We start from the raw sequence: 16728 nt of genomic DNA on the forward strand, positions 1-16728 counted from the left end.
TTCTACACGCACGCACTCACGGTCGGCAATGTCGAGCAGGAACATCCTAGGCCGACATCCGGTGCTCGCGTCCGAGTCGGTGGGGCGTGTGTCGATGCTGCGGTCAGGGCCAGGCAGGGTGGCGCGTGGGTGGACTCTGGTCTGCGCTTCCGCCAGGACGGCGCGTGGAGCCAGAGGTCGCACTAGTCGTCAACGCCACTCCGGACGGTGTCGTACATGCTGTCCACGACTGCACTTGAGTGGACCGTGTCATTGCATCCGCACATCACCGGATCGCCGAAAGTACTGACGGTGGAGCTGCTGCATTCTGGCCTTCGGAGTGAGCGGTCGAGAATGAGTCGCAACCGATTGGCCCGAACAGACGCTGCGATTCCCTCCCCTACATAGCCGCAGGTAGGACAGTTTGAGCCTCCGCGAGGAGTACTCGACCAGGGGAGTGTCCCACGAGGGCAGGTGGGTCACACGTCCAAGTCTCGCTTACGGATTGCGGGCACGCCAGCATAGAGCCCGTTCGGCTCGCAGTCCTTCGTGACGACCGCGCCGGGCGCGACGATGCAACCAGCCCCGATCGTGACCCCGGGATTGACGATGACCCCGGCGCCGAGCCATGCGCCATCTCCGATGATGACCGGTTGAAAGTTGGTGGGATCGCTGGCCCGCTTGACGCTGGGGCCGATCTCGTGGGTGCCGGTCATGACGATCACTCGCGGACCGAACGACACGTTGTCACCGATATTGATGCCACCCGTGGGATGAAGCGAGCAGCCTGTATTGAGGAACGCTCCGTCGCCGATGGTCAGCCCGGATATATCGCCGCCGACGGTCATGCCGTGCATGATGCGAGCGCGGCCGATCTTCGCGCCTGCTGCCCGGAGCAGCGTAAGTCGCACCTTCGAGTGCAGGAGCGCGGATGCGGCGGGACTGTTGGCGAGCCAACCCTTGATCGTCATTCAGCAGATCCTGCCCCGTGGAGCATCTCGATGCGCTTCTCGGGGTGGCGCTCGTAGTAGGTGCCGTGGTCCTGCGTGTACTTGAAGATGCCACCCATCACAGCGATGGTGATTGCGACGAGCACGGCGAGCGCCCACCAGTAGACAGGCTTGATCCTGACATCCATTAAGTGCATGAGGTGCATTCTCCGTGAGGGTGCCTAGGGGTGCATCTCGAGTGCCGGCGCGGCACCAGGCGCTCAGCTACGCAACGACGATCAATGCGGACATGAACAGGCCGGCGAGTGCGCCTCCGGCTAGGCCCCACAAGATGTCGATCTGCGTGTCGTTCATGGAGGGGATTGTTTCTCATCCTCGCTATGGTCCTCGCATCTGACCCGCTCGTAACGCATCTGCGTGGACGGTACGGGAGTCGTCCGCGCTGTTCCTCGTCTGTTTCGCAAACCTGGCTGAGCCCAGCCGCCCACACCGACTCATGAATCAACTCAGCGAAGCAGTACTTGCCCTTCCCCGCACGCTGAACTCGTCCGTAGCCCTCGCATTGGCGACGATCGGCCTCGACCGTGTCGAAGTCGTCGTTGTCGCACACCCGGATGCGACGAGCATCCGCCCCATCGTCGAATGGAGTTCGCCGGTCAGGAATTACGAGCGGACCTCACCAACGCGATCGATCCCACCTTGGGAGGTCGCACGTCCGCGATCACGGCGTGGTCCGTGACCCCGTCGTCGCGGCACTGCTCCAGAGCGTGGACTCGGACGCGGTGGTACTCGTCTCGAACCTGTCCCCCGTTGCGGGGTGAGGCGATCTGTTTACGGCGACGGCATCCCACCGTTGACGTGGATCGTCGAACCCACCACGTAGCTCGATTCCGGTGACGCCAGGAACACGTAGGCCGGTGCCAGTTCGGTCGGCTGTCCCGCACGTCCGAGCGGGGTGTTCTGCCCGAACTCGGGCAGTTCTTCCTTCGGCTGGCCGTCCGACGGCTGCAACGGCGTCCAGATCGGTCCGGGCGCAACCGCGTTCACACGGATACCCTTCTCCGCCAGCTGGGTCGCCATGTTCTTCGTGAAGTTGTTGATCGCGGCCTTCGTCGACGAGTAGTCGATCAACGCCGGCGACGGCTGGTACGCCACGATCGAGGTGGTGTTGATGATCGTCGAGCCCGGCTGCAGATGCTTCAACGCCGCACGGGTGGTGCGGAACATCGCGAGGATGTTGACCTGGAAGGTCTGCTCGAGCTGATCGTCGGGCAGGTCGTCGAGCCCCTCTACCGCGATTTGCTTGCCCGCATTGTTGACGAGGATGTCCAGTCCACCCAGCTGTTCGACCGCCTGGTTCACGACGTCGGAGCAGAACGAGGCATCCGTCAGATCACCGGGGAGAGTGACCGCCTTGCGACCGCTCTCGGTGATGATGCGTGCGACATTCTTGGCGTCGGGTTCTTCGTCCGGCAGGTACGAGATCGCGACGTCGGCGCCCTCGCGCGCGAACGCGATGGCAGTGGCAGCGCCGATGCCGGAGTCGCCACCGGTGATCAGCGCCTTGCGACCTTCGAGGCGGCCCGTGCCCCGATACGAGAACTCGCCGATGTCGGCCTTGGGCACCATGTCGGCGTCGAGTCCCGGCTCGGGCTGATCCTGCTTCGGAGGTGAGATGGAGGGGTAGCGAGTGGTCGGATCCTGAAACTTCAGTTGATCGGTCTTAGTGGTGTGTACGTCTTCCTCAGGCATGAAATACCGTCCTGTACATCGGTGGAGTCGTCGAACTGCGCAGATCTCGTTGACAGTCGACTTCCCGCCGGACCCGCCTCGCAAACGCCCCCGGATGCCCGAAGACCGTCGAGGCAGCTATCACCGGCTCAACCGGCGTCCTCCCATCGCGTATCACCGTCTTCGGGAAACGGTGGCGGGGCCTCGCGCTGGTCACGAGCCCGAATGATTCGCCCTAAGATCACGGCCACGGCGATCGACACGACAACCCAACCGAGGAGTACGAACACAATCCACTGCACAAGTTGGACAACGGTCCAACTTCGTGTTTCGTAGCCTGACGGGCCGGATATCACCCGATGAATTCACCCTGCCGCTGGAGGCATAAGACCTACTCGGGCCAGAAGAAGTGTGCCCACAGACAACAGAAGCCCCGCCGGAAGGCCATGCGAGTAACCTTCCGGCGGGGTTCGATGTCACCGTGCAGGGGACGGCGACAGCCTGAGACACTACCGCGAAGTTGATCTTGGGGCGAGAATCGCTCGATCGAAGATCAGTACGCGCCTTCGCTGGCGACGACCGCCTTCACGGTCTTCATGATGATCAGGACGTCGGAGACCATGGACCAGTTCTCCACATACGACAGGTCCAGACGCACCGACTCGTCCCACGACAGGTCCGAGCGGCCGCTGACCTGCCACAGGCCCGTGACACCGGGACGCACCAGCAGGCGACGCTTGACCCGGCCGTCGTAGCTCTCCACCTCACGGCGCAGCGGCGGACGCGGACCCACTACGCTCATCTCGCCGCGCACGACGTTGATGAACTGCGGCAGCTCGTCGATGCTGAACCGGCGCAGGACCCGACCCACACGGGTGACGCGCGGATCCACTCTCATCTTGAAGAGCAGGCCGGCGCCCTCGTTCTGATCGAGCAGCTTGTCGACCAACTTGTCGGCGTTCTGCACCATCGAGCGGAACTTGATCATTCCGAACGGGGTGCCGTCGATACCGATGCGCTCGGACTTGTAGAAGATCGGGCCGCCGTCCTCGAGCTTGATGAGCAGCGCTACGACAGCGAAGACCGGAGCCAGACACAGCAGCGCGGCGAGCGAGAAGGCGAGGTCGAACAGACGTTTCCCGCTGCGCTTCGCACCGTGATAGCTCGGCTTCTCCACATGGATCAGTGGCAACCCGGCAACCGGGCGCATCTCGATGCGCGGGCCGGCGACATCGACGACGCCCGTCGCCACCACCAGATCGGCGCGCTCGGGTTCGAGCTGCCACAGCAGGTCGCGGATGCCTTCGTGGCCGAGGGTCTCGGTGGCGGTCACCGCGACGGTGTCGGCACCCGAAGCACGCAACGCTTCGACGACGGTGCTCTCGTCGCCGTGGATCGGGATCTTCCGTCCGTCCACATCGATACTCTCGCCCGGCACACCGGAATACCGCGGCACGCACACGCCCACCACGCGATAACCCTCACCGCTACGGCGCTGGAACGTGCCGGCCATGTGGCGAACTGCGCGAGCGCCACCCACCACCAGCACTGACGTCGTGAACTCACCCTTCCGGCGCCGACGTGCGACAGCTCGTCGCCAAACCCACCGGAAGAACAGCAGTCCCGCGAGACCCACGGGCAGAGCGATGGCGAGATAGCCGCGCGCAAGCTCCATCCGGAAGATGAGCGCCACGATGGCAACGAGACCGAAAAGATTGAGCGTCGCCGAAACGACGCGCTGATATTCCTCGAAGCCGGCGCCGATGACCCGCCTGGAGCGGGTACGGAACAGGGAAAGAAATGCGATCCACGCCGCGCCGAACGCAACGGAGATCAGCGTGTAACTCAGCGTTCCGACGCCGTCCATGGTGACGAGCGAATCCTGCCCGAACCGCATCACATGCGCGAGCGCAATGGCCAGCACGACGACCAGAGCGTCGGTGACGAACAGAGTGTTGACGTAGGACTTCTGCCATCCCCATCTGGTGGACATCCGAGCACCGGCCGGAGCGCCGGTACTGGTGTCGATAAGCGAAAGGTCATGTGCAGCATCGTCGTTCGTGTGACGAACTGTGGTCATGACGGAAGAACCCTCATAGTGTGTCTCCTCCCCGAGACGCTTCGACGCTCGAGCACCTCCCTGCACTCGGACGTCGACAACCCCGTATATCGATGCCGCGTCCTCCGTAGCGACTCCGATACGTTATGCGATTGAGATCGTCTCACAGAAGTGTCGCTCGCGCGCGTCAACAAAAGAGAAGTTATCGAGAAACTCGTCCGTCGGTAGCGTGCCCGGGGTCGAGATCGAGGCGCCTGAGCGTCTGCGCGTTGAGCGCGACGACGATCGTCGACGCCGACATGAGCACCGCGGCCACGGCCGGCGAGATCGCGATACCGGCGAAGGCCAGCACACCGGCCGCCAACGGAACGGCGACGACGTTGTATCCGGTTGCCCACAGCAGGTTCTGCCACATCTTGCGGTAACTCGCGTGCGAGAGCTTGATGATCGACAGCACTGCTCGCGGATCGTTCGCGGCGAGGACGACACCGGCCGACTCGATCGCGACGTCCGTGCCCGCTCCGATCGCGATACCGACGTCGGCTCGCGCGAGGGCAGGCGCGTCGTTGACCCCGTCGCCGACCATTGCGACGGTGTGCCCGCGCTTCTGCAATTCGGCGACCTTCGCGTCCTTGTGTTCCGGGAGCACTTCCGCGAACACTTCGTCGATGCCGAGATCGGCGGCCACGGCGTCGGCCACCTGCTGGGCATCACCGGTGATCATCGCGACCTTCACGCCCCGCGCATGCAGGGCGTCGACGGCCTGCCGCGATTCGTCGCGCACGGTGTCCTCGAGCGCCACCGCGCCGAGCACCCGACCGTCGGAGGCAACGTGCAGCACCGATGCACCGCGTCGTACCCATCCGTCGGTGACCGCGGCGACGTCGTCGGGCACCGACAACTGCAGGGACGACAGCATGGACGGTCCGCCGATCGTCACCTCCACTCCGTCGACGAGTCCACGCACGCCTCGGCCGGGCAACGAGCGGAAGTCCGTCACTGCCATCCGCTCGGCGGACGGCACGCGGGCACGGGCGGCGGCGACGATGGCTCGCGCGACCGGGTGCTCGCTGTCGGCTTCGACCGCTGCTGCCAGAGCGAGCAGATGATCCTCGTCGGTTCCCGCCGTGGCGACGACACCGGTGACCTCGTGCCTGCCCTGTGTGAGGGTGCCGGTCTTGTCGAACAACACTGCGTCGACGGTGCGCATGCGTTCGAGCGCCAACCGATCCTTGACGAGCACACCCGCCCGAGCCGCACGTTCGGTCGAGATGGCGATCACCAGCGGGATCGCCAAACCTAACGCGTGAGGGCAGGCGATGACGAGAACGGTGACGGTACGGACCACCGCTTCGTCGAGATTGCCGAGCAACGTCCACACGAGGAAGGTGAGAGCACCCGCGATCGCGGCGAAGTAGAAGAGGAAGGCCGCGGCGCGATCCGCCAAGGCCTGCGCGCGGGACGAGGATGCCTGGGCATCGGCGACCATGCGTTGGATGCCGGCCAACGCGGTGTCCTCCCCCACCGCCGTGATCCGCACCCGCAGCGCGCTGTCGGTGGCGACGGTGCCCGCGACCACCGTGTCGCCGACGTCGCGGGTGACGGTCTTGGATTCGCCGGTGACCATCGACTCGTCGACCTCGGCGGTGCCGTCGATGACCGTGCCGTCGGCGGGCACGCGTGCTCCCGCGCGCACGAGCACCACGTCGCCGAGAGCCACTTCGTGCAGCGGCACCTCGACCACACCGTCGTCGGTGACCTTCTCGGCAGTGTCGGGCAGCATCGCGGCCAGTGCTTCGAGTGCTCCGGACGCCGAACCCAGCGCCCGCATCTCGAGCCAGTGACCGAGCAGCATGATGACGATCAGCAGCGCCAATTCCCACCAGAAGTCCAGGTCGAAACCGCCGACCTCGAGAGTCGTGGCCCACGACGCGACGAAGGCGACGCTGATGGCCATGGCGATGAGCAGCATCATCCCCGGTCGGCGGGAACGTAGTTCGGCCCAGCCGCCGGTCAGGAACGGCACGCCGCCATAGAAGAAGATGACGGTGCCCAGCACCGGTGGGATCCACTCGGTACCCGGAACATCCGGGAGGTGGTAGCCGAAGAGCTCGGCGACCATGTGGCTGAAGACCACGACCGGCACCGACAGGATCAGACTGACCCAGAACCGTCGCCGGAACATCTCGCCGTGGGCGCCGTGTCCCGCGTGACGATCGTGACCGGCGTGCTCGTGCTCGTGCGTGTGTTCGTGCACCTGCTGGGACATCGACAGCTCCTGACTCGGCCGACGGGACGAACCTACGACGCGGATCGGCTATAGAGTGGTCAACAACTGACGCATCGTGTCGATTTCCTTCTGCTGCGTGTCGGCGATGGTGCGGGCCAGCTCGACGGTCTCGGGGTACTGCCCGTCCTCGATCTCGTCCTGCGCCATCTCGATCGCTCCCTCATGGTGGACGATCATCTGCTCCAGATACAGGCGGGCCGCGTCGACACCCTGCGCGTCGGACAGTGCCTGCATGTCCTGCTCGCTCATCATCCCGTCCATGTGCGGCATGTCGTCCATACCCGGCATGTCCGAGACAGATGGCATGCCGGACATGTGGCCGTTCATTCCAGGAGCGTCGTCCCCGTGCATGGGCATGCCCCATTCCTGGAGCCATGCCTCGAACTGCTCGATCTCGGGTTGTTGCTCTGCCTTGATCTGCTCGGCCAGCGCCCTCACCGGCTCCGGGATGCCGTCCTTTGCCAGCAGCATGTCGCTCATCTCGATGGCCTGCGCATGGTGCGGGATCATCATGCGCGAGAACATCACATCGTCCTGGTCGAACCGCGCGGAGTTCGCCTCGGCGGATGTCGGGACCGAAGTGGCGGTCGCCGTGGTTGCTTCGTCGCCACCGGAATCACTGCACGCCGACGCTGCGAACGTCACCGCCAGCGCGATCGCACCGGCAGCCAGAGTCTTCTTGTTCATGATGTCCACCCTCGCGGGTGTACTCCCGGGATCCGATGGAGATCGCATGAAGATTTGCTCAAGATCTGCGGGCGCATCGTCAGCACCTCTGCGGGTGACGATGATGGATCCCATGCCTTCTTCTGCCCGTGTGACGGGACCTTCCGGCGGATCCGCACCCGTCCCGAGCTCGACCGCCCGGATGCGAGCCATGGTCGTCGAGGACGAGGAGTCGTTGGCGAAGCTCGTGGGTTCGTATCTCGAACGCGACGGCTTCGACGTGACGATCACCGGCGACGGATCCGAGGCCGTGACCCTCGCGCGGCAGGTCGACCCCGACATCCTGGTGCTCGACCTCGGCCTACCCGGACTCGACGGTGTCGAGGTGTGCCGGCAGCTGCGAACCTTCTCCGACGCGTACGTCGTGATGCTCACCGCGCGTACCGAGGAAGTCGACACCCTGATCGGTCTGTCCGTCGGGGCAGACGACTACCTGACGAAGCCGTTCAGCCCGCGCGAACTCATGGCCCGCATCCAGGCCATGCTGCGTCGTCCCCGGACCACTGCACGGATCTCAGCCTCTACGGGCCGGCAGGACCGCGTGTTCGGCGATCTGTCCATCGACGTCGACGGACGGGAGGTCGCCGTGGGCGACACACCGGTCGCGCTCACCCGCACCGAGTTCGACATCCTCGCCGCCCTGTCCCAGGACCCCGGCGTCGTGTTCACCCGGGCACAGCTCATCGCGGCCGTGTGGGGGCAGAATTGGGTCGGTGACGACCACCTCGTGGACGTGCACATCGGCCATCTGCGCCGCAAACTCGGCGACGACGCGAACCAGGGACGTTTCGTGCGCACCGTCCGCGGCGTCGGCTACCGGATGGGTACAGGACAATGAAGTCCCGCTCCCCCACCGCGACGAGTTTCGGCACCCGCCTGTTCCTCGCGCTCGTGGCCGTCGTCGTCGGATGTGCCGTCAGCGCATGGCTGGTCGCGTCCGCTCTCGCTCCCGGGATCTTCCACGACCATCTCGGACAAGCGGGGATCGATCACGATTCGAGCCAGGCCGCCCACGTCGAAGAAGCCTTCACCTGGGCCATCGTCCTCGCGTGGGGTCTGGCGGTCGCGATCGCAGTGCTGTTGGCCTCGGCGGTCAGTTGGTACATCGCGCGTCGTATCCAGCGTTCGCTCGATACGGTGACCACCTCTACCGCGCAGATCGCCGGAGGTCGCTACGACACCCGCGTCCCCAGCCCCGACCTCGGCCACGAATTCGACGAACTGGCAACCAGTTTCAACGAGCTGGCACGACGCCTCGAAGCCACCGAAATCACAAGGCGCAGAATGCTCGCCGACCTCGGACACGAAATGCGCACACCCATCGCCACACTCGACTCCTATCTGGAAGCACTCGAGGACGGCGTCCGCACTCTCGACGACGACACCCGGCAGATTCTGCGAGCCGCCACCCACCGGCTGAACCGCCTGGCACAGGACATCACCGCGGTCTCCCGGGCGGAAGAGCACCTCACCCGCATCCATCGGGTGCCCACTACCACCGGCACCCTCGTCGCCACGGCGGTCGACGCGGTGCGCGAGCAGTACGACGGCAAAGGCGTGACGTTGCAGGCCGAGGTCGTCGAATCTGCGCCGGTGACGGTCGATCCCGACCGGCTCGGACAGGTGCTGGCGAACCTGCTGGACAACGCCCTACGGCACACACCGGCAGGAGGAAACGTCACCGTCGCCACTCGCATCCTGGGCCGCGGCCGAACGGAGATCACCGTGACCGACACGGGCGCCGGCATCGCGCCCGATCACCTCGACCACCTCTTCGACCGGTTCTACCGCGCGGACACCGCCCGCGACCGGAATCACGGCGGCAGCGGCATCGGCCTGACGATCGCGCGGGCACTCGTCGAAGCCCACGATGGTCGCATCCACGCGCACAGTGACGGACCGGGCTGCGGAGCCCGGTTCACTCTGGAACTGCCGACGGCGAGTCAGGCGTAATTGGACAGGACGAACTCGGTCAGCCCCTTCCGGACCGCTTCGACCGCATGCTTCTGGCCGCGCTTGAGCACGAAGCCGGGAACCGGGACCTTCGGTTCGAGCGACATGGTGACGTGCACTCGCGTGCCGCGCTCGGTCGGTTCGAGTGCGTACTCGCCGTCCTGGCTGCGCTGCATGGAGCTCTCGACGAGAGTCCACGACGTCGAACTCTCTGTCCACGAATGCTCGATCGTCTGGGTGTCGGAGAAGCCGAGCAGCGACAGGGTCATGCGGATCCGGAGCGGCCGGCCGTCGTCGTCCCGGGTGAGCACCTCGACGCTCTTGTGCGCCGACGACCACTCGGGAATGCGCTCGACATCCTTCAGGGCGCGCATCACCTGCTCGGGTGTGGCGTCGATGTCGAAACGATCGGAGACGGTGGCCGCCATGTCGGATCCTCCTCGTCGGGAAACGCGGTACAGGGACCAGATGCCCCCGGATACCGCACGGCGAAACCCCGCCGATGGTGCCGGCGGGGTTCGGTCCGTGCTGTCGATCAGCTGTCGACGCGCACCTCATCGCCGGTGATGAGGAAGGTCATCAGGTCGGTGCCGACGGTCAGCGGGCCGTCGTAGTTCTCGCGGGTGCGTTCGACGAGCATCTCATCGGAGATGCCGGGGACGCGGCCGGGGATGCCGTTGACGATGTGGCTGTAGACCGCCATCTTCGGCTGGGTCTGCTCGAAGATGTCGCCTGCCTGCTGCGGGTTCGTGTGATGCGCGTACACGCTGGGGAGCGCCGACGGATCCTCGAAGTCGGCGACCTCGTGCACCAGCACGTCGACGCCTTCACCGAACTTCAGGACGTTCTCGGTGGGAACGGTGTCGCCGCTGATGAGCACCGACTTGCCCGCATAGTCGACGCGATAGCCGACCGCCGGCTGGATCGCACCGACCGGATCGTGCTCCACGGTGAACATCGTGACGGTGACGCCGTCCTGGTCGAAGACGACGCCGTCTTCTGCGAACTCGTGCGATTCGATCGGCGTGGTCGCGGGATCGACTTCCTTGTCCGCGACGCGCACGTCGATGTCGTTGCGGTAGGTGCTCTGCATTCCGTCGCCGATGTTCCGGACGCCGACGGGTCCGTAGAGCTGGAAGGCGCCCTCGCGCCCACCGAGTGCCGGGACGTAGCTGCTCATCCAGAGGTCGGACAAACCGTTGATGTGGTCGGAATGGAAGTGGGTGAGGAAGACGGCGTCGACCTGACCGACCGGAACGCCGGCCTGCGTCAGGCGGACTGTGGCTCCGCGCCCCGCATCGAAGACGAGGTTCAGACCGTTGGCCTGGACCAGCGTGGACATGCCGTAGCGCTCGGTGCTCGGCACCGGGCTGCCCGTGCCGAGCAGCGTCACGCGCATCTCTCCCTCGGCGGGAGCGTCGGCCGCGGGGTGGGCAGAGTCCGAGGCAGAGCCGTCCGAGACCGTCGTTTCCTGGACCGTGTCCTGAGCAGCGGATTCTCCGGTGCTGCAGCCTGCGAGGGCGAGCGCGAGAACACCCGACCCCACTACTGCCGCAGTGCGGAGTCGGCCGAATTCGAATGAGCGTCGTGACACCGGAGGTTCCTTCCAAGGGAATCAGAACTGTACGCACTGCGTACGTCACGAACGCTGTGCGTACATACTGTGCGGGTCATCACAGCGGAAAGTCAAATCACGGTTGGGTGTCGGAGATCGAGAACGGCCCCGGAGTCGAAACCCCGAGGCCGTTCTTTTTCGAGCTTGTGTCAGTAGGCGCCGTCGCTGGCGAGCACTGCCTTGACGGTCTTACCGATGATCAACACATCGCTCACCATCGACCAGTTCTCCACATACGACAGGTCCAGGCGCACCGACTCGTCCCACGACAGATCCGAGCGGCCACTGACCTGCCACAGACCCGTCACGCCGGGGCGCACCAACAACCGGCGCTTGACCCGACCGTCGTAGGCCTCGACCTCACGCCGCAACGGCGGACGCGGACCCACCACACTCATCTCCCCACGAATCACATTGAGGAACTGCGGCAACTCGTCGATGCTGAACCGCCGCATCACCCTGCCCACCCGCGTAACCCGCGGATCGTCCTTCATCTTGAACAACGGGCCGGCACCCTCGTTCTGCGCGAGCAGCCGATCGACCATCTTGTCGGCATTGGTGACCATCGACCGGAACTTGACCATCCCGAACGGCTCACCGTCGAGACCGATCCGCTCGGCCTTGTAGAAGACCGGACCCCGATCCTCCAACTTGATGAGCAGCGCGACCACCGCGAACACCGGCGCCAACGCCAGCAACGCCAGGCCCGCAAACGCCAGATCGAAGATCCGCTTCCCCGACCGCTTCGCCCCGTGATAGCTCGGCTTCTCGACATGGATCAGCGGCAGGCCGGCCACCGGACGCATCTCGATACGCGGACCGGCCACATCGACCACACCCGTCGCCACGACCAGGTCGGTGTCGAGCGGCTCGAGCTGCCAGACCAGATCGTGCAAACCGTCGCTGCCCAGGGTTTCAGTGGCGGTGACCACCACCGTGTCCGCCCCCGACAACTCGAGCGCTTCGACGACGGAGTGCTCGTCGCCGTAGACGGTGATCTCCCGGCCGTCGACATCGATCACATCACCGGGCGCACCCGAATAGCGCGGCACGCAGACACCGACAACGCAATAGCCTTCCCCGTCCTGACGGGAGAAGGTGCTCGCCATGTGCCGCACCGCCCGGGCACCGCCCACAACGAGTACCGACGTCTGGAACTCACCCCGAGCACGCTTGCGCGCGATCACCTTCCGCCACACCCACCGCGACAACAGCAAACCGGCAAGACCCACCGGCAACGCGATAGCAAGAAAGCCACGCGCGATCTGCTGGTTGGTGATGAGCGCGATGATGGCGATGGTGCCGAACACGGCGAGCGTCGCCGAAATGACCCGCTGATACTCGTCGTAACCGGCACCGATCACGCGACGCGACCGCGTACGGAAGACGCTCAGCGCGCCCAGCCAGGCCACGATGAGGACGGCAGATACCACCGTGTAATCGAGCTGACCGCCACCTCCGGCGCGGAGTAGATCCTCGTAGCCGAAGCGGACGGTCTGCGCCAGGATCACGGAGAGGACCACGGTGATCGCGTCCGTGAGGCACAGCCTCTTCACGTACACGTTCTGCCACTTCCACCGGTTGACACCGGTGCCGGGCGACGCGTCCGCGGGCGCACGGTCAGGTGCGCGCCGCGGAGCGTCGGACGGGTCGAGCCCTCGATCATCGACCGTCGTCATCCCGCAGTCCTCCCCATGAATGTGTCTCCTCCCCGAGACAAAACTATTTCCCGACGAATCCGGCCCCGGCGCTGGAACCGGACTCGAGCGAGCGTTACCCGAACTATCCCTGAGAAATAACTGAGCGTTACGTGTGAATCGAAGTCTTGTCGCAGATCAGCCGCGAAATCCAGACCCTGTTCGGTAGCCGGTCATGGGATCGTGTCGTGTGTTCGGTTGAATCCCTTGGTCTTCGAGTGCATCTACCTGGTCGTAGTCCGAACGATGGGAATACGAGAAGTGATGATAATCACGTTTATGTGACGTTCTTTCCAACCCGGGGCCCGATCGATTTCCCGAGATCGACGAGAGCCGGGCGCCGAATAGTGTTACTTCGAGTTTCCGAAACATCAAGCGCCCCCTGCCCGGTGGTGAGGACACCACGCGGCCCGCGCAACCCGACCGCCATGCCGATAGCCGGAGATGTGGCCGGGATAGGCTTCGGTATCGCTAGCGAGAGCCCCGAGGAGAACTGTTGAGCACCCTCCAGACCCTTGATCGCGGTCTACGCGCGCTGGACATCGTGTCGCAGCGACCAGGGGGAATCTCGATCGCGGAACTCTCGGCCGAGCTGGAGGTCGCTCGGGCCATCGGCTATCGAATCGTCGCGACTCTCGAAGCACACTCGCTCGTAGCCCGAATGCACGACGGCCGGATCAGATTGGCAGTGGGAGCCGCACTACTCGGTTCGCGCTTCCGTCCCCGCTTGCGCGAGGTGACGCAACCGCTCCTGCGAGACCTGGCTCAGCAGACATCGGCCACCGCTTTCCTGTCGACCCTCGAGGGCGACGAGTGCGTAGTGATCGCGGTGGCCGAACCCGATTCGGGCATCCTCCGAGTGGGCTACCGAGTCGGCACCAGACATCCCGTGTCCAAGGGCGCGGCTGGTATCGCCATCCTTGCCGGTCGCCCCGCATCGGAGTCCGACACCGACGCGATCCGACGCGCACGCGAGGACGGCTTCAGCATCACCGCCGGCGAACTCGAACACGGCGCTGTCGGCGTGGCAGCCGGCGTGCGCTCTCCCGTCGACCATGAGGGCATGGGATTCGAGGCGAGCGTCGGCGTCGTCGCGATCGAAGGTCTCGATACCGACACTGCGGCAACCGCCGTTGTGGCGACCGCCGCACGGATCAACAGCCTGCTCGATACCTGACCAGTACAGCCGCGCTCGAGGACGCCCGCTGAGGGCGTCCTTTTCTTGCCCTCAGCACAGAGATCCAACCCCGGCATTGACGCCGAGTGTGACCACCGTTACCGTCTGAATGTGCGTTCAACGAACACATATGTTCGATAAAAGTAAATTCGCAGTTCGCAGATGGAGAGCATCATGACGAGTCAGTCGATCGGCACCGTCCTCGACACCCCGCAACCCGCCGCGGAGAGCCATTGCCCCATCGACCACACCGCCTTCACCTCCCCGACCGGCTGCCCTGTCTCCCCGCGCGCCGCGGCGTTCGATCCCTTCACCGGGCCGTACCAGGTGGATCCGGCCGCATCTCTGCGGTGGTCCCGGGACGAAGAACCGGTCTACTACAGTCCCGAACTCGGCTACTGGGTCGTCACGCGCTACGAAGACGTCAAAGCCGTCTTCCGCGACAACGAACTCTTCTCGCCTTCGATCGCTCTCGAGAAGATCACCCCGACCTCCGACGAGGCGAACGCTGTTCTGGCCCGATACGGCTATGCCATGAACCGCACTCTCGTCAACGAGGACGAACCGGCACACATGCCGCGACGGCGAGCGCTGATGGAGCCCTTCACTCCCGCCGCGCTCGCCCACCACGAGCCGATGGTGCGCCGGCTGACCCGCGAATACGTCGATCGTTTCATCGATGCCGGTCACGTCGACCTCGTCGACGAGATGCTCTGGGAGGTTCCGCTCACCGTCGCCCTGCACTTCCTCGGTGTGCCCGAGGAGGACATGGACACCCTGCGCGAGTACTCGATCGCACACACCGTCAACACGTGGGGACGTCCGGCTCCCGAGCAGCAGGTCGCCGTCGCCGATGCCGTCGGGAAGTTCTGGCAGTTCGCGGGCACCGTTCTCGACAAGATGCGGAAGGATCCCAGCGGGCACGGCTGGATGCCTTTCGGCATCCGCGTTCAGCAGGAACAGCCGGACGTCGTCACCGACTCCTACCTGCACTCGATGATGATGGCCGGCATCGTCGCCGCGCACGAGACGACCGCCAACGCCTCTGCGAATGCCTTGCGGCTGTTGCTCGAACATCGCGACGTGTGGGAAGAGATCTGCGCCGACCCGAGCCTGATCCCCAACGCGGTCGAAGAATGCCTGCGTCATTCCGGATCGGTAGCGGCGTGGCGGCGTCTCGTCACCGCGGACACCACGATCAACGGTGTCGCCATTCCTGCCGGGGCGAAGCTACTGATCGTCAACTCGTCCGCGAACCACGACGAACGCCACTTCGACCAGGCCGACGACTTCGACATCCGGCGCGACAACGCCAGTGACCATCTCACCTTCGGGTACGGCAGCCACCAGTGCATGGGAAAAAACCTCGCACGCATGGAGATCCAGATCTTCCTCGAAGAACTGACCCGGCGCCTGCCACACATGGAGCTGGTCCCGGATCAGGAATTCACCTACCTGCCCAACACCTCGTTCCGCGGACCCGATCATGTGTGGGTTCGCTGGGATCCGACGCGCAACCCCGAACGAGCCGACCCGGAATTGCTGTCCCTTCAGCAGCCGGTCAAGATCGGCGAACCGTCGAAGAACACGATTGCTCGCACCATGGCCGTCTCCGGGCTGGAACGCGTTGCCGACGACACCCTGCTGATCACCCTGCGCGACACGAGCGGGCGGCCGCTGCCGAAATGGTCCGCCGGGTCGCATATCGACGTCGACTGCGGTGCAGTGTCGCGGCAGTACTCACTGTGCGGTGATCCGCACGACCGCACCACTTTCCAGGTGGCCGTCCTCCACGATCGGGAGAGTCGGGGCGGGTCGCGCTGGATCCACACGGAACTTGCCGTCGGCGCCACGCTGCGTGTACGCGGTCCCCGCAACCACTTCAAACTCGACCCCGACGCGAAGCGGTACGTCTTCATCGCCGGCGGCATCGGCATCACCCCGGTGATCGCGATGGCCGACCAGGTCAAGGCCGCCGGCGGCGACTACGAGATCCACTACGCCGGACGCTCGCGTACCTCGATGGCGTTCCTCGACCGGCTCGCCCGCGACCACGGCGAGAGTGTCCGGGTCTATCCCGGCGACGAAGGCGTCCGAATGGATCTTCCTTCGCTCTTCGCCGACCCGGAAGACGGCACACAGGTGTACTCGTGCGGTCCCGAACGTCTGCTCTCCGCACTGAGCGAGGCCACCGCCCATTGGCCCGACGACACCCTGCACGTCGAGCACTTCTCCTCCACGCTCGAAGAACTCGACCCGTCCAAGGAACACGGCTTCGACGTAGTGCTGAAGGATTCCGGCATCACCGTCCCGGTCGCCGCCGATCAGACAGTGCTCCAGGCACTTCGAGCCGCCAACATCGACGCGCAGAGCGATTGCGAGGAAGGCATCTGCGGTGCGTGCGAGGTACCTGTCCTCGACGGCGAGGTCGACCATCGCGACCTGGTCCTCACCAAGGCCGAGCGCGCAGCCGGGAAAACCATGATGACCTGCTGCTCCCGCGCATGCGGCGACAAGCTGACCCTCCAGCTGTGACACACAGCAGCCCCCG

14 protein-coding genes are annotated in these 16728 nt (G+C 65.0%); 5 read left to right on the forward strand and 9 right to left on the reverse strand.

The window, feature by feature from the left end; all coding sequences use genetic code 11:
• Positions 1-458 precede the first annotated feature (458 nt).
• The gene (locus AC6CID_RS11115; protein ID WP_016932009.1) at positions 459-950 is read right to left on the reverse strand and encodes an acyltransferase; all 492 of its coding nucleotides are present in this window, start codon (positions 948-950) and stop codon (positions 459-461) included.
• Positions 947-1126: a hypothetical protein gene (locus AC6CID_RS11120; RefSeq protein WP_498353956.1), complete on the reverse strand. Its 180-nt coding sequence runs from the start codon at positions 1124-1126 to the stop codon at positions 947-949. The genes AC6CID_RS11115 and AC6CID_RS11120 overlap by 4 nt, the downstream gene beginning before the upstream one ends.
• A gap of 299 nt (positions 1127-1425) precedes the next feature.
• On the opposite strand from AC6CID_RS11120, the gene AC6CID_RS11125 reads away from it, so the two are divergent.
• The gene (locus AC6CID_RS11125) at positions 1426-1668 is read left to right on the forward strand and encodes an aspartate dehydrogenase domain-containing protein (RefSeq protein WP_498353957.1); all 243 of its coding nucleotides are present in this window, start codon (positions 1426-1428) and stop codon (positions 1666-1668) included.
• Between the two features lie 92 nt (positions 1669-1760).
• Here AC6CID_RS11125 and AC6CID_RS11130 read toward each other — a convergent pair whose 3' ends face one another.
• The 4 genes from AC6CID_RS11130 to AC6CID_RS11145 form a co-directional block, all read right to left on the reverse strand.
• The gene (locus tag AC6CID_RS11130; RefSeq protein ID WP_213933763.1) at positions 1761-2681 is read right to left on the reverse strand and encodes an SDR family oxidoreductase; all 921 of its coding nucleotides are present in this window, start codon (positions 2679-2681) and stop codon (positions 1761-1763) included.
• A gap of 532 nt (positions 2682-3213) precedes the next feature.
• Entirely contained in the window at positions 3214-4653 is a 1440-nt protein-coding gene (locus AC6CID_RS11135) for a sugar transferase (RefSeq protein ID WP_498353958.1), read from the reverse strand.
• 268 nt (positions 4654-4921) lie between these two features.
• Complete coding sequence (locus tag AC6CID_RS11140) at positions 4922-6988, reverse strand: heavy metal translocating P-type ATPase (protein WP_498353959.1); 2067 nt, start codon at positions 6986-6988, stop codon at positions 4922-4924.
• Positions 6989-7036: 48 nt separating this feature from the next.
• The gene (locus AC6CID_RS11145; protein WP_112320182.1) at positions 7037-7696 is read right to left on the reverse strand and encodes a DUF305 domain-containing protein; all 660 of its coding nucleotides are present in this window, start codon (positions 7694-7696) and stop codon (positions 7037-7039) included.
• Between the two features lie 190 nt (positions 7697-7886).
• On the opposite strand from AC6CID_RS11145, the gene AC6CID_RS11150 reads away from it, so the two are divergent.
• Together AC6CID_RS11150 and AC6CID_RS11155 are read left to right on the forward strand one after the other, a co-directional pair.
• Positions 7887-8573 carry a response regulator gene (locus AC6CID_RS11150; protein ID WP_019290981.1) on the forward strand — a complete coding sequence of 229 codons (687 nt, stop codon included), beginning with the start codon at positions 7887-7889 and terminating at the stop codon, positions 8571-8573.
• Positions 8570-9688: a sensor histidine kinase gene (locus tag AC6CID_RS11155; RefSeq protein ID WP_064851766.1), complete on the forward strand. Its 1119-nt coding sequence runs from the start codon at positions 8570-8572 to the stop codon at positions 9686-9688. Before AC6CID_RS11150 ends, AC6CID_RS11155 begins: the two co-directional genes overlap by 4 nt.
• Here AC6CID_RS11155 and AC6CID_RS11160 read toward each other — a convergent pair.
• From AC6CID_RS11160 to AC6CID_RS11170, 3 genes are all read right to left on the reverse strand, one after another.
• A complete protein-coding gene (locus AC6CID_RS11160; protein WP_230811541.1) occupies positions 9679-10116 on the reverse strand; it encodes an SRPBCC family protein in 438 nt (145 codons plus the stop codon). The genes AC6CID_RS11155 and AC6CID_RS11160 overlap by 10 nt on opposite strands.
• 107 nt (positions 10117-10223) lie before the next feature.
• The gene (locus tag AC6CID_RS11165) at positions 10224-11282 is read right to left on the reverse strand and encodes an MBL fold metallo-hydrolase (protein ID WP_363889264.1); all 1059 of its coding nucleotides are present in this window, start codon (positions 11280-11282) and stop codon (positions 10224-10226) included.
• 170 nt (positions 11283-11452) lie between these two features.
• Positions 11453-12982, reverse strand: a complete 1530-nt coding sequence (locus AC6CID_RS11170) for a sugar transferase (protein ID WP_498353960.1) — start codon at positions 12980-12982, stop codon at positions 11453-11455.
• A 514-nt stretch (positions 12983-13496) separates the two neighbouring features.
• On the opposite strand from AC6CID_RS11170, the gene AC6CID_RS11175 reads away from it, so the two are divergent.
• Complete coding sequence (locus AC6CID_RS11175) at positions 13497-14177, forward strand: IclR family transcriptional regulator (protein ID WP_006553075.1); 681 nt, start codon at positions 13497-13499, stop codon at positions 14175-14177.
• Between the two features lie 174 nt (positions 14178-14351).
• Positions 14352-16712 carry a cytochrome P450/oxidoreductase gene (locus AC6CID_RS11180; RefSeq protein ID WP_498353961.1) on the forward strand — a complete coding sequence of 787 codons (2361 nt, stop codon included), beginning with the start codon at positions 14352-14354 and terminating at the stop codon, positions 16710-16712.
• The last annotated feature ends 16 nt before the right edge of the window (positions 16713-16728 follow it).

It is taken from the genome of Rhodococcus sp. GQ147, from assembly GCF_059759155.1.

What these genes read in the sequence shown, in the direction of transcription:
- AC6CID_RS11115 (WP_016932009.1), bottom strand. Translation starts at nt 950, where the DNA reads ATGACGATCAAGGGTTGGCTCGCCAACAGTCCCGCCGCATCCGCGCTC.
- AC6CID_RS11120 (WP_498353956.1), bottom strand. Translation starts at nt 1,126, where the DNA reads ATGCACTTAATGGATGTCAGGATCAAGCCTGTCTACTGGTGGGCGCTC.
- AC6CID_RS11125 (WP_498353957.1), top strand. Translation starts at nt 1,426, where the DNA reads ATGAATCAACTCAGCGAAGCAGTACTTGCCCTTCCCCGCACGCTGAAC.
- AC6CID_RS11130 (WP_213933763.1), bottom strand. Translation starts at nt 2,681, where the DNA reads ATGCCTGAGGAAGACGTACACACCACTAAGACCGATCAACTGAAGTTT.
- AC6CID_RS11135 (WP_498353958.1), bottom strand. Translation starts at nt 4,653, where the DNA reads ATGTCCACCAGATGGGGATGGCAGAAGTCCTACGTCAACACTCTGTTC.
- AC6CID_RS11140 (WP_498353959.1), bottom strand. Translation starts at nt 6,988, where the DNA reads ATGTCCCAGCAGGTGCACGAACACACGCACGAGCACGAGCACGCCGGT.
- AC6CID_RS11145 (WP_112320182.1), bottom strand. Translation starts at nt 7,696, where the DNA reads ATGAACAAGAAGACTCTGGCTGCCGGTGCGATCGCGCTGGCGGTGACG.
- AC6CID_RS11150 (WP_019290981.1), top strand. Translation starts at nt 7,887, where the DNA reads ATGGTCGTCGAGGACGAGGAGTCGTTGGCGAAGCTCGTGGGTTCGTAT.
- AC6CID_RS11155 (WP_064851766.1), top strand. Translation starts at nt 8,570, where the DNA reads ATGAAGTCCCGCTCCCCCACCGCGACGAGTTTCGGCACCCGCCTGTTC.
- AC6CID_RS11160 (WP_230811541.1), bottom strand. Translation starts at nt 10,116, where the DNA reads ATGGCGGCCACCGTCTCCGATCGTTTCGACATCGACGCCACACCCGAG.
- AC6CID_RS11170 (WP_498353960.1), bottom strand. Translation starts at nt 12,982, where the DNA reads ATGACGACGGTCGATGATCGAGGGCTCGACCCGTCCGACGCTCCGCGG.
- AC6CID_RS11180 (WP_498353961.1), top strand. Translation starts at nt 14,352, where the DNA reads ATGACGAGTCAGTCGATCGGCACCGTCCTCGACACCCCGCAACCCGCC.